The 12,360-nt window shown below is 67.8% G+C and carries 11 protein-coding genes; 6 read left to right on the forward strand and 5 right to left on the reverse strand.

Annotation, left to right across the window (positions count from 1 at the left end):
- Positions 1-1,201: multidrug effflux MFS transporter (locus tag F3J15_RS08305; RefSeq protein WP_166889645.1), on the reverse strand; the 1,201-nt coding region annotated here is incomplete at its 3' end.
- Positions 1,202-1,303: 102 nt separating this feature from the next.
- On the opposite strand from F3J15_RS08305, the gene F3J15_RS08310 reads away from it, so the two are divergent.
- From F3J15_RS08310 to F3J15_RS08330, 5 genes are all read left to right on the forward strand, one after another.
- The gene (locus F3J15_RS08310; protein WP_166889648.1) at positions 1,304-2,794 is read left to right on the forward strand and encodes a PLP-dependent aminotransferase family protein; all 1,491 of its coding nucleotides are present in this window, start codon (positions 1,304-1,306) and stop codon (positions 2,792-2,794) included.
- Positions 2,795-3,011: 217 nt separating this feature from the next.
- Positions 3,012-4,112 carry an ABC transporter substrate-binding protein gene (locus F3J15_RS08315; protein ID WP_166889651.1) on the forward strand — a complete coding sequence of 367 codons (1,101 nt, stop codon included), beginning with the start codon at positions 3,012-3,014 and terminating at the stop codon, positions 4,110-4,112.
- Positions 4,113-4,224: 112 nt separating this feature from the next.
- Complete coding sequence (locus F3J15_RS08320; protein ID WP_166889653.1) at positions 4,225-5,997, forward strand: iron ABC transporter permease; 1,773 nt, start codon at positions 4,225-4,227, stop codon at positions 5,995-5,997.
- Entirely contained in the window at positions 5,990-7,057 is a 1,068-nt protein-coding gene (locus tag F3J15_RS08325) for an ABC transporter ATP-binding protein (RefSeq protein WP_089447513.1), read from the forward strand. The genes F3J15_RS08320 and F3J15_RS08325 overlap by 8 nt, the downstream gene beginning before the upstream one ends.
- A 155-nt stretch (positions 7,058-7,212) precedes the next feature.
- A complete protein-coding gene (locus F3J15_RS08330) occupies positions 7,213-8,304 on the forward strand; it encodes a porin (RefSeq protein WP_166889655.1) in 1,092 nt (363 codons plus the stop codon).
- A 187-nt stretch (positions 8,305-8,491) separates the two neighbouring features.
- Here the strand turns inward: F3J15_RS08330 and F3J15_RS08335 are convergent, their stop codons facing one another.
- Complete coding sequence (locus F3J15_RS08335; protein ID WP_166889658.1) at positions 8,492-9,457, reverse strand: zinc-binding alcohol dehydrogenase family protein; 966 nt, start codon at positions 9,455-9,457, stop codon at positions 8,492-8,494.
- Between the two features lie 40 nt (positions 9,458-9,497).
- Positions 9,498-9,749 (reverse strand): hypothetical protein, encoded by a 252-nt coding sequence (locus F3J15_RS08340; protein WP_089447510.1) that lies wholly within the window; start codon positions 9,747-9,749, stop codon positions 9,498-9,500.
- A 95-nt stretch (positions 9,750-9,844) separates the two neighbouring features.
- On the opposite strand from F3J15_RS08340, the gene F3J15_RS08345 reads away from it, so the two are divergent.
- The gene (locus F3J15_RS08345) at positions 9,845-10,636 is read left to right on the forward strand and encodes a helix-turn-helix transcriptional regulator (RefSeq protein ID WP_166889662.1); all 792 of its coding nucleotides are present in this window, start codon (positions 9,845-9,847) and stop codon (positions 10,634-10,636) included.
- Positions 10,637-10,717: 81 nt separating this feature from the next.
- Here F3J15_RS08345 and hpaI read toward each other — a convergent pair whose 3' ends face one another.
- Complete coding sequence (gene hpaI / locus F3J15_RS08350) at positions 10,718-11,524, reverse strand: 4-hydroxy-2-oxoheptanedioate aldolase (RefSeq protein ID WP_166889664.1); 807 nt, start codon at positions 11,522-11,524, stop codon at positions 10,718-10,720.
- 12 nt (positions 11,525-11,536) lie between these two features.
- A complete protein-coding gene (gene hpaH / locus F3J15_RS08355; protein ID WP_166889667.1) occupies positions 11,537-12,340 on the reverse strand; it encodes a 2-oxo-hept-4-ene-1,7-dioate hydratase in 804 nt (267 codons plus the stop codon).
- Positions 12,341-12,360 lie beyond the last annotated feature (20 nt).

Consider the following 12,360-nt stretch of genomic DNA (forward strand, 5'->3'; position numbering starts at 1 on the left):
CCGAACCGTCGTCTGCCCGCCGTCGCTCGCGCAGGCCGACCGCGACCGCCAGGAACGCGACGCTCGCACCGGCCGTGACGACGATCATCGGGTGCGCGGTGCCGTCCGACAGCCACGCCAGCACGCCGCCGCACGCGGCCGTGATCGCCATCTGGATAAAGAAGAACAGCCCGGACGCCGTCCCGGCGATCGCCGTGTACGGCTGCATCACCGCAAACTGGCAGGCCGGGATCGCGATCCCGACGGCGATCATCACGAAGAACATCGGGACGACCAGCGCCGCGACCGCCGTCGGCGCGATCGCACCACCGATCCACAACCCGGCGGCGCTGGCCAGATTGACGCCCGCCGCCGCCGCGATGACCGAATCGGCCTTCCAGCGGGTACCGGTCCGCGCGAACAGGTTCGAGCCGATCAGGTAGCCGAGCACGGTCAGGCCGAAGATCGCCGCATACACCGGGCCGGATACGCCGCGTTGCCGCTGGAACAGCGTCGACGATTCCGCGATGAACGGGTAGTACGTGCAGTACGCGAAACTGATGGCGAGCGAGTAGCGCAGGAAACTGCGCTCGCGCAGCAGGCCCGCGTACGTCCGCAGTAGCCCCGCGCCCGGTGCTGGCCGTGCGTCGCGTTCACGCGTCTCCGGCAGGTAGCGCAGCACCATCGCCATTGCGATCAGCCCGCCCCCGGCCAGCAGTCCGAATACGCCGCGCCAGCCGAGCCATTCGGCCACCGCGCTGCCGGCCAGCGGTGCAATCACCGGCGACAGCGCCATGCCCGCCGAGATCCGGCCCAGCATCGTGGCCTGCATCGCGGTCGGGAAGCGCTCGCGCACGATCACCCGTCCGATCACCGTTCCGCTGCAGCCGCCCAACGCCTGGAAGATGCGGGCGGCGACGATCGCCGTGATGCTGGCCGACCACGCGCAAGCGACGCTCGCGACCACGTAGAGACACAGGCCGCCGAGCAGGACGGGACGGCGGCCGTAACGGTCGGACAACGGCCCCGACACCAGCATCGACAGCGCATAGCCGACCATGTACAGGGTCAGCGTGAGCTGCAACTGGGCGTCGGTGCCGTGCAGCGCGTCCGCCATCGCCGGCAGCGACGGCAGGTACGCATCGATCGTGACCCGCGGCAGGCACACGACGAGCATCAACAGGAACAGCCAGCCCCACTGGGGTAATGAACGCGTTTTCATGCGGTGAGCCCGTCTCCGGTCGGATTGATGTGGTCGACAGCAATCTAAGGTCAAAGTGATATAAGCTGAAGGGCCATTAAATCCGCAACTGAATAGACCACTATGCCGCGAGGCAAAGCCGCGATTCCGCTTGATCTGCCGTGCCCGGCCGGGCTGTCCACGGGCAGTCCGCAGTCGAAGCAGGAGTGCATCGCCGACGCGCTGCGCGACGCGATCCTGAAGCGCCTGCTGCCCGGCGACAGCCCGCTGCCGTCCAGCCGCACGCTTGCCGCGCGCTGGGGCGTCGCGCGGGGGACCGTCGAAGCGGCGTACGACCGGCTGTGCTCCGAGGGCTACATCGCCCGCACGCAAGGGTCGGGGTCGCGGGTATGCGCGGTGGTGCCGGACAGCTACTTGCGCGCGGCCGCGCAATCGCGCGACACCAACGACCTTCCCCCTTCCGATGTGCGCCCTGCACCGGCGCGCACGACCGACGCCGCCGCGCCGGAACAAGGCGTGCGCCCGGGCGTCCCGTTCGTCGCGCGGCTTGCCGATCCCGGCCTGCTGCCGATGCAGCAGTGGAAGAAGGCACTCGGGGCCAGCCTGCTTGCCGCGACCGCGAACGACCTCGGAGCCACACCGGCACAAGGCGTCGAGAGCCTGCGCGACGAAATCGCCGCCTACCTGCGCGAATACCGCGGCATCCCGTGCGACGCCGGCGACATCTTCATCACGACCGGCATCCGCCATTCGATCGATCTCGTCGCGCGCACGCTGCTCGCGCCCGGCGCGACGGTGCTGATGGAGGATCCCGGCTATGCGTCGGCATGGCAGATCTTCACGATCGCGGGCGCGACGGTGATCGACGTGCCGGTCGATCGGGAAGGCATCGACACGGCGTCGCTGGACCGCTATCCCGACGCGCGCGCGGCCTACGTGACGCCCGCCCATCAGGCGCCGCTCGGCGTCACGATGTCGGTGTCGCGCCGGCTCGAACTGCTCGACTGGGCGCAGCGCACCCGCGCGTGGATCATCGAGGACGACTACGACGGCGAATTCAGCTACCAGACCGCCCCGCTGCCCGCGCTGAAATCGCTCGACGCGTGCGATCGCGTGATCTACTGCGGCTCGTTCAACAAGACGCTGTTCTCGGGGCTGCGCATCGGCTTCATGGTCGTGCCGGCGGAACTGCGGCCGGCGCTGTCGGCCGTGTGGCATGCGACCGCGCGCTCGGTCGGCGTGGCGCCGCAGCTGGCGCTGGCCCGCTTCATCGGCCACGGTGATTTTGCGAAGCACCTGCGTGCCGCGCGTCACACGTACCGCCAGCGGCGCGACCTCGTGCTCGACCAGCTGGCGAAACACGCGGGCGGGCGGTACGCGGTGTCCGGCGAGCACGCGGGCTTTCATTTCGTGCTGTGGCTGCCGCCCGGGATGGACGACGCGACGTATGTCGCACAAGCCCGGGCGGACGGCATCGAATTACAGCCGATCCGCGAATTCTGCCGAAGCGCCCGGTGCGAAGCGGGCGTCGTCGTCGGGTACGCCGCGTTGACGGCCGCGCAAGCGCGGCATGGCGGCCGGCTGCTCGGCAAGCTGCTCGCGCACCCCGCATAACCGCTCCTGTCATCGTTGCCGCACCCCGCGGCAACCCGCCGCGCTCCCTTGTCCGACCACGCCGCACGCTGCAAAACGCGCGGCCGCCGCCGCTTCGACCTCGGGAAATCCATGATACGAACGACGCGATTGTGAACAGAAATGAAAGCGGGCTGAAAGTGCGCCGCAATTAACATCCGCTCCACTCGAACAACACTGGACGTAACTGGAGGAAGACATGCCGTTTGCACCGAAGCACCTCGCCGCCGCGCTGGCGGTCGTTCTGGGCACTGCCGCCGGCAGCGCCGCCGCGCAGGTTCCGGCCGGCTACCCGGGGAACTACCAGGGCGTGATCGACGCCGCGAAGAAGGAAGGCAAGCTGATCGTCTACTCGACGACCGACACGGGCCTCGTGCGCCCGCTGATCAAGGACTTCGAAAGCCTGTACGGCGTGAAGGTCGAGTACAACGACATGAACAGCACCGAGCTGTACAACCGCTACATCAGCGAGAACGCGGCGAGCAGCACCAGCGCCGACGTGCTGTGGAGCTCGGCGATGGACCTGCAGGTCAAGCTCGTCAATGACGGCCTGATGGCGTCGTACGATTCGCCCGAGAGCGCGAACGTGCCGCAATGGGCGCAGTACCAGAAGCAGGCGTACGGCACGACGTTCGAGCCGCTGGCGATCGTCTACAACAAGCGCCTGATCCCCGAGAACGAAGTGCCCAAGACGCGCGCCGAGCTGATCAAGCTGCTCGCGTCGCAACCGGACAAGTTCAAGGGCAAGCTCACGACGTACGACGTCGAGAAATCCGGCGTCGGCTTCAACGCGCTGACGCAGGACGCGCACCTGAACGAGAAGGTCACATGGGAACTCGTGAAGGCGATCGGCGCGACCGGCCCGAAGCTGCAGTCGAGCACCGGCGCGATGATGGAGCGCATCTCGTCGGGCGAGAACCTGATCGGCTACAACATCATCGGTTCGTATGCGTACGCGAAGGCGAAGAAGGACAAGTCCATCGGCTACGTGTTTCCGAAGGACTACACACAGATCGTGAGCCGCCTCGCGACGATCTCGAAGAAGGCGAAAAACCCGAACGCCGCCAAGCTGTGGGTGGACTACCTGCTGTCGAAACGCGGCCAGACCATGATCGCAAACCAGGCGAACCTGTACGCGATCCGTACGGACGTGACCGGCGAGACGTCGGCCGCGAGCCTCACGAAGGAACTCGGCGATTCGCTGAAGCCGATCCAGATCGGCACCGGCCTGCTCGTCTATCTGGACCAGTCGAAGCGGCTCGCGTTCCTGAAGCAATGGCAGCAGGCGATCAAAAGCTGATCCGCTGATCGGCTTCGGCCGGCCAACGGCCGCCCGCCACGTCGCGCGGGCGGCCCCTTCCCCATACCGACTTCCTAGAGGCGGCCATCCGGATGGCCGCAGGGGCGAACTCATGCTTTCAACCAGCACACGCGGCACGGCACCGGCCGTTCCGCCCGCCACCGGCCCGCGCGACGCGATTTCCGCGCTACCGGTCAGCAGCCTGCAGCCGCTCGCCGGCATGCTGCGCTGGATCGTCGTCGCGGTACTGACCATCGCGGTCGCGCTGCCGCTCGGCTTCATCCTGTTCCAGAGCCTGCTGTCCGCGCCGTTTTTCGATGCGAACAAGACGCTCGGCATCGAGGGCTTCCGTTTCGTCTTCAGCGATCCCGATTTCTGGTCGGCCGTGAAGAACTCGTTCATCATCGCCGGCGGGATGCTGTTCATCTCGATCCCGCTCGGCGGCATCCTCGCGTTCCTGATGGTGCGCACCGACCTGCCCGGCCGCCGCTGGCTCGAACCGCTGCTGCTCACGCCCGTGTTCGTGTCACCGATGGTGCTCGCGTTCGGCTACGTGGTCGCGGCCGGCCCGGTCGGCTTCTACTCGGTGTGGTTCAAGGCACTGTTCGGGGTGCAAAGCGTGCCCTGGAACGTGTACTCGATCTTCGCGATCACGGTGATCGTCGGCCTCACGCACGTGCCGCACGTGTACCTGTACTCGTCGGCCGCGCTGCGCAACCTCGGTTCGGACGTCGAGGAAGCCGCCCGCGTGACGGGCGCCCGCCCGTTCCGCGTCGCGCTCGACGTCAGCCTGCCGATGACGATGCCCGCGCTGCTGTTCGCCGGCGTGCTCGTGTTCTTCCTCGGCTTCGAGGTGTTCGGGCTGCCGCTCGTACTCGGCGACCCGGAAGGCCACCTCGTGCTCGCGACCTACCTGTACAAGCTGACCAACAAGCTCGGCGTGCCGTCGTATCACCTGATGGCCGCGGTCGCGGTGTGCATCGTCGCGATCACGTTCCCGCTCGTGCTGCTGCAGCGCCGCCTGCTGAAGACCGCCAACCGCTTCGTCACCGTGAAGGGCAAGGCCGGCCGCGCGACGGTGCTGCCGCTTGGCGTATGGCGCTGGGTCGCGCTCGCGATCGTCGCGCTGTGGCTGATGCTGACGGTGATCGTGCCGATCTCGGGCATCGTGCTGCGCGCGTTCGTGACCAACTGGGGCGAAGGCGTCGCGCTCGCCGAGGTGCTGACGCTGTCGAACTTCATCGAACTGTTCGAGCAGGACAACCTGGTGCGCGCGATCATCAATACGCTCGGCATCGGCGTGATCGGCGGCGCGCTGGCGATCGGCCTCTACTCGCTCGTCGCGTTCGCCGGCCACCGCCGCCCCGACTGGGCCACCAAGCTGCTCGACTACCTCGTGCTGCTGCCGCGCGCGGTGCCCGGCTTGCTCGCCGGTCTCGCGTTCCTGTGGATCTTCCTGTTCGTCCCGGGTCTGCGCGAGCTGAAGAACTCGATGTGGAGCATCTGGATCGCGTACACGGTCGTGTGGCTCGCGTACGGGATGCGGCTCATCCAGAGCGCGCTGCTGCAGGTCGGCCCCGAGCTCGAGGAAGCCGGCCGCAGCGTCGGCGCGACGCGCAGCCGCGTGTCGCTCGATGTGACGCTGCCGCTCGTGCGTTTCGGCCTGCTCGCCGCGTGGCTCCTGATCTTCATGATCTTCGAGCGCGAATACTCGACGGCCGTCTACCTGCTGTCGCCCGGCACTGAAGTGATCGGCGCGCTGCTCGTGTCGCTGTGGGCGACCGGTGCCGTCGACCAGGTCGCCGCGCTTTCTGTCATCAACATTGCGATGGTCGGCGCCGGTCTCGGCGTGGCCCTGCGTTTCGGAGTGAAACTTCATGGATAAGCTCATCGTCGACGACCTGCACCTCAGCTACGGCACCAATCCGATCCTCAAGGGCGTGTCGTTCGAACTGAAGGCCGGCGAAGTCGTGTGCCTGCTCGGCGCATCGGGCAGCGGCAAGACCACGCTGCTGCGCGCGGTAGCCGGCCTCGAACAGCCGTCGGACGGCCGCATCCAGCTCGACGACCGCGTGTTCTTCGACGGCGCGCAGCGCGTTGACCTGCCCGTCGAGCAGCGCTCGCTCGGCCTCGTGTTCCAGTCGTACGCGCTGTGGCCGCACCGTACCGTCGCCGACAACGTCGGCTACGGGCTGAAGCTGCGCCGCGTCGCACCGGCCGAACAGAAGCGCCGCGTGCAGACCGCACTCGACCAGCTCGGCCTCGGCCATCTCGCGGAACGCTTCCCGCATCAGCTGTCGGGCGGCCAGCAGCAGCGCGTCGCGATTGCGCGCGCGCTCGTCTACAACCCGCCGGTGATCCTGCTCGACGAACCGCTGTCGAACCTCGACGCCAAGCTGCGCGAGGAAGCACGCGCGTGGCTGCGCGAACTGATCGTGTCGCTCGGGCTGTCGGCCCTGTGCGTGACGCACGACCAGACCGAAGCGATGGCGATGTCCGACCGCATCCTGCTGCTGCGCAACGGCCGCATCGAGCAGGAAGGCACGCCGGCCGAGCTGTACGGCGCGCCGCGCTCGCTGTATACGGCCGAGTTCATGGGCAGCAACAACCGGATCGATGCGCGCGTCGCGGCCATTGACGGCGAACGCGTGACGCTCGCCGGCGACGGCTGGGAACTGCAGGCGCTCGCCCGCGACACGTTCGCGCCGGGCCAGGACGCGCAGGCCGTGATCCGCCTCGAGCGCGTGCAGGTCGCCGACGGCCCGGGCGCGAACCGGCTGCAGGCCGATCTCGTCACGTCGATGTATCTCGGCGACCGCTGGGAATACCTGTTCCATTGCGGCGAGATGCGCCTGCGCGCATTCGGTCACGTGCCGCGCGCAGCGGGCAAGCACTGGATCGAATTCCCGACCAACGACTGCTGGGCGTTCGCGAAAGCGGGCTGACCCACGCGGCGCGCTCCGCCCCCCACTGCGCGCTTTCCGTCGTGTCACGACAGGCCTGTCCGGCGGACGTCTTCTGGCGTTCGCCGCGGCGTGCTGCGCGCCGCATTCGCTTTACCCCGTTTCACCCACTCACAAGAACCAAGGAGACACCGTCAATGAAGTCACGCGCAGAACGCTCCCTTCGCGCCGCAGTCCTGACCGGCTCGGCCGCCGTCGCCGGCCTCGCGGCAAGTGCCGCGCACGCGCAGTCGTCGGTCACGATGTACGGGATCATGGATGCCGGCATCGAGTTCGCCAACCACGCGGCGCCGCAAGGTGGCAATTCGTACAAGCTCAAGTCCGGCAACAAGAACACGTCGCGCTGGGGCTTGCGCGGCGTCGAGGATCTCGGCGGCGGGCTGAAGGCCGTGTTCCGCCTCGAAAGCGGGATCGACCTCGCGAACGGCGCGTCCGACGACGGCCCCGATTCGATCTTCGGGCGCCGCGCGACCGTCGGCCTGAAGGGCAAGTGGGGCGAGATCTCACTCGGCCGCACCTTCACCGTCACCTACGACTACATGCTGCCGTTCGACCCGATGGGGTATGCGCAGAACTACTCGTGGGCGACGTCGTCGATGGCGACCGGCGGCCGCAAGGACGGCATGTTCACACGCTCGTCGAATGCGGTGCGCTACGACGGCGAATTCAGCGGCTTCAAGTTCGGCGCGATGTACGGCTTCGGCAACGTGCCGGGCAGCGTGAAAACCAGCTCGAAGTACGACGCGGCGATCGGTTACGAGGGCGGCCCGTTCGCTGCGGTGGTCGCATTCGACCGGCAGAACGGTGCGTCCGACAGCGTGACGCCGGCCGATCCGGTCAACTACATCCAGGGGATTCATGCGGGCCTGAGCTACGACTTCGGTAACCTGAAGACGATGGCCGGCTACCGCAACTACAAGCGCACGTATCGCACGAGCGCCGCGAACCAGTTGAGCGACATGTACTGGGTCGGCGGTTCGTATCAGTTCACGCCGACATTCTCGTTGATCGGCGCCGTGTATCACCAGAACATCAAGGGCGGCACGGATGCCGATCCGACGCTCGTGTCGATGCGTGCGAATTACGCGCTGTCGAAGCGCACGGTGCTGTACGCGGCGGGTGCGTTTGCGATCGGGAAGCATGGGCAGAAGGTCGGTGTATCGCGCGATTTCAATGGATACGGCACCACGCAGGTCGGGGTGACGGCCGGGATTCAGCAGCGGTTCTGAGTCTGATGCGGCGGGTGGCGGCGGGCGCGTTGTGCGCCGCCGCCCGCCCGTTCGCCCGTTCGCGACGGGCCACCCTACCCTTGGTCGTTGCACGAACCGATTCGTAGGACCCGTCGGTATCCTGACGAGATCGTGTGCGCAAACGGCCCCAGCCGTGCGTGCGGACAGGCGGTGCGCTGCCTGTTCGTCATCCACCTTCGCGCATCGTGAACACCGGGCGCACGAGACTGTTCACATCGCCCCAGTGTTCGCTGACCGCCGACAGCGGCACCATGCGCGTCTCGATATCCAGGCGCGCCGGCCCTGCCGCGTCGAATACGCCGCCCACCGAGGCCAGCAGGCGTGGCAGCGACACACTGCCGAGGCCGCTGCCCATCAGCTCGATGGCCGTCGCCCGCAACACCGCGCCCGGCAACAGCACGTCCGCGCCGCCGATCGAGCCGATCTGCACGAAACGCAGCCGCCGGCCATCGGGGGTCGCCTTCGCGGCGGCAACCAGTAGCGTCTGCGCGCTGCGCCCCCACAGATAGTCGAGCACGACATCCACACCGGCGCGGAAATGCGGTTCGAGCGCGCGTGCCAGTTGCGCGTCGTCCTGCTGCAACGACACGACGGCATCCGCGCCCGCGTGCAGCAATGCTTGCAACGCCGCCGCGTTGCGGCCCGTCGCGATCACCTTCGCAGCGCCGAGATGCTTCGCGATCCGCACCGCCAGCCGCCCCGACGTACCCGTCGCGCCGTTGACGAGCACCGTCTCGCCCGCGACGAGCCGCGCACGTTCGGTCAACGCGGCCCACGACGACATCCCGGGAATCGCGATCGCCGCGGCCGTGACGTCGTCGAGCGCATCGGGCAGCGGCACGCACCGCGTATCGGGCACGATCGTGCGCTCGGCCATCGCGCCGAACGGTGCGGGTGCGCCGAAGAAATAGACGCGCTGCCCGTCGTCGAGGCGGCCGACGCCGTCGACGCCGACGACGAACGGATAACGCCCGTCCGATGAGTAATGCGTGCCTGACGCACGCCCCTGCGCGATCCGGCTCAGTGCGGACGCCGTCACGTCGATCAGGCGATGGCCCGGCATCGCGCGCGGCGCTTCGAATTCCATATGGACGGGACGCTCGCCGGCGCCCGTCACGACTGCTGCTTTCATGGTTGCTCCTTGAATCGGGGATCCCGATCGACAATGCATGTCATTGCGCGTCGAGCCACGTGCGCAGCGCGGGATCGCGTACGTCCAGCACGTCGAACAGCCCAAGCGCGCGCAACGCGGGTAATGCATCGATCGTGTCGGCTTCCGCGCGCGCCCGGTCGGCAGGCGCGGCGTTCGGGTCGGTCAGCACCCGCGCGTTGACCAGGAACGCGCCGACGGTGCCCTTGCGGATCGTCGTTCCGTCGGCCTCGATCCGGTCGGCATGGTCGGGAAGCATCTGTTCGGCTCGCATCGTGTCGTACTCCGGTTGTCATCGATGGACGCAGTGTAGGCGTGCGATTTCGGCCGATCTCCGGTATAACGGCCATTCGATACCGATATCCGGCCATGTCCGATCCACTCCTGCCCGCCCGATTCGTCACGTCCGACGACGGCCCGTTCGTCGTCGCGGCCGTCCTGTCGCAACGCGACCCGCGCGTGACGCCACCTCACTCGCACGGGCGCGGCCAGCTCGTCGGCGCGCTGAGCGGGCTGCTGACGATCGGTCTCGACGATCAGGATTGGGTCGTGCCGGCGATCCATGCGATCTGGATTCCGCCGCATTGCCGGCATTCGCTGCGCTCGTTCGGGCCCATTTCCGGCTGGTCGGCGTTCGTCGCGGAAGCACGCTGTGCGGCCCTGCCGGATACGCCGCGTGCGATCCGCACGACGCCGCTGCTGCGCGAAGCCGTGCAGCGCGCCGCGAGTTGGGAGGGTTCGGCGCTGGATGCCGCTCGGACGCGGATTGCCGACGTGATCCTCGATGAAATCGCGTCGTCGGAAGTCGAGGCGCTGGGGCTGGTGCGGCCGCAAGATCCGCGGTTGATGAAGATCACCGATGCGCTTGCCGCGGATCTCGCGGACAACCGGCGGCTGGAGGAATGGGCCGAATGGGCCGGCATCAGCGCGCGGACGATGAGCCGCCGCTTCGTCGCGGAGACCGGGTTGACGTTCGCGCAGTGGCGTCAGCAGGCCAGGCTGTTGCGGGCGCTGGAGCGCATTGCCGACGGCGTGCCCGTGACCACGATCGCGCTCGATCTCGGGTACGAAAACGTGAGCGCGTTCATCGACATGTTCCGGCGCGCGTTGGGGACGACGCCGGGGAGGTATATGGAAACAGGGCGCCGTGGAGAGGAATAAGCGTGGCGACTTGCAAATGTGAATCCGCCGTGCGGAAGGCTGGCGCCCGGTAGACGGAAAACGCCAGCTCCCGCCATTGGCTCAATACGTCCCATCCCCCTTCTTCACGGCTTCGCCACCCTTCCCCTTGAACAACGCAGCCAACCGCTCCGCACTCCTCGCCAGCAGCGTCGTATCGACACCGACCGCAACGAACGACGCCCCCGCCTCCAGATAGCGCCGCGCGGCTGCCTCATCCGCGCTCAGGATGCCCGGCGCCTTGCCGGCCGCCTTGATCGCCCGGATCGCGCCGTCGATCGCCGCCTGCACGTCCGGGTGCCCCGGATTGCCGAGATGCCCGAGATCAGCCGCGAGATCCGCTGGCCCGATGAACACGCCGTCCACACCTTCGACGCGCGCGATCGCGTCGATCGCATCAAGCCCCGCCCGCGTCTCGACCTGCACGAGCACGGCCATCTCGTCGTTCGCGCGATGCAAGTAATCACCGACGCGATTCCACCGCGACGCACGCGCCAGCGCGCTGCCCACGCCACGAATCCCATGCGGCGGATAACGCGTCGCCGCCACCGCCGCGCGCGCCTCGTCGGCACTCTGCACCATCGGCACGAGCAGCGTCTGCGCCCCGAGGTCGAGCACCTGCTTGACGATCACCGGATCGTTCCACGGCACGCGCACGACCGGATGCGACGGATACGGCGCGATCGCCTGCAGTTGCGCGAGGATCGTCGGCACCGTATTCGGCGCATGCTCGCCGTCGATCAGCAGCCAGTCGAAACCGGCGCTCGCGACCACTTCAGCGCTGTACGGATTCGCGAGCCCGAGCCACAGCCCGATCTGCGCATCGCCGCGCGCGAGCGCGGCCTTGAAGACATTCGAAGGCATCTGCATCGTTCGCTCACCTCATTCGAAGTAGCACTGGATCGTCCCGAGCGGGCCATAGTCGACGCTGAACGTGTCGCCCGGCCGCGCCGCGCACGGCCGCGTGAACGAGCCGCCGAGCACGATATGCCCCGGCTCCAGCGCGACGTCGAAGCGAGCCAGCCGGTTCGCGAGCCACGCAACCCCGTTGGCCGGATGGTTCAGCACGCCGGCCGCGACGCCCGTTTCCTCGACCACGCCATTACGCGACATGATCGCCGCGACCCAGCGCAGGTCGACATCCTGCGGCTTCACCGGCCGCCCGCCGATCACGACGCCCGCGTTCGCCGCGTTGTCGGCGATCGTGTCGAACACCTTGCGCGGCCGCTTTGTGTCGGGGTCGATCGACTGGCTGCGCGCGTCGATGATCTCGAGCGCCGGCACCACGTAGTCGACCGCGTCGTACACGTCGAAGATCGTGCAGTCCGGGCCGCTCAGCCGCTTGCCGAGCACGAACGCGAGCTCGACCTCGACGCGCGGCACGATGAAGCGGCCGGTGGGAATCGTGCCGCCGTCGGCGAAGAACATGTCGTCGAGCAGCGCGCCGTAGTCGGGCTCGTCGATCTGCGACGTGTTCTGCATCGCCTTCGACGTCAGGCCGATCTTGTGGCCCTTCAGCGTGCGGCCTTCCGCGAGCTTGAGGGCGACCCACGTGCGCTGGATCGCGTACGCGTCGTCGATCGTGATGTCGGGATGGTCGAGCGAGATCTGGCGGATCTGCTTGCGCTCGCGCTCGGCGTCGTGCAGACGCTGCGCGAGCTGGTCGATGATGGCGGGTTCGAGCATGGTCGGATCGGGAATGGGGT

The sequence above is a fragment of the Burkholderia sp. Ap-955 genome (genome assembly GCF_011753045.1).
Lineage (GTDB): Bacteria > Pseudomonadota > Gammaproteobacteria > Burkholderiales > Burkholderiaceae > Burkholderia > Burkholderia lata_D.

Coding starts and splice junctions, on each gene's coding strand:
- F3J15_RS08310 (WP_166889648.1), top strand. CDS start 1,304: ATGCCGCGAGGCAAAGCCGCGATTCCGCTTGATCTGCCGTGCCCGGCC.
- F3J15_RS08315 (WP_166889651.1), top strand. CDS start 3,012: ATGCCGTTTGCACCGAAGCACCTCGCCGCCGCGCTGGCGGTCGTTCTG.
- F3J15_RS08320 (WP_166889653.1), top strand. CDS start 4,225: ATGCTTTCAACCAGCACACGCGGCACGGCACCGGCCGTTCCGCCCGCC.
- F3J15_RS08325 (WP_089447513.1), top strand. CDS start 5,990: ATGGATAAGCTCATCGTCGACGACCTGCACCTCAGCTACGGCACCAAT.
- F3J15_RS08330 (WP_166889655.1), top strand. CDS start 7,213: ATGAAGTCACGCGCAGAACGCTCCCTTCGCGCCGCAGTCCTGACCGGC.
- F3J15_RS08335 (WP_166889658.1), bottom strand. CDS start 9,457: ATGAAAGCAGCAGTCGTGACGGGCGCCGGCGAGCGTCCCGTCCATATG.
- F3J15_RS08340 (WP_089447510.1), bottom strand. CDS start 9,749: ATGCGAGCCGAACAGATGCTTCCCGACCATGCCGACCGGATCGAGGCC.
- F3J15_RS08345 (WP_166889662.1), top strand. CDS start 9,845: ATGTCCGATCCACTCCTGCCCGCCCGATTCGTCACGTCCGACGACGGC.
- hpaI (WP_166889664.1), bottom strand. CDS start 11,524: ATGCAGATGCCTTCGAATGTCTTCAAGGCCGCGCTCGCGCGCGGCGAT.
- hpaH (WP_166889667.1), bottom strand. CDS start 12,340: ATGCTCGAACCCGCCATCATCGACCAGCTCGCGCAGCGTCTGCACGAC.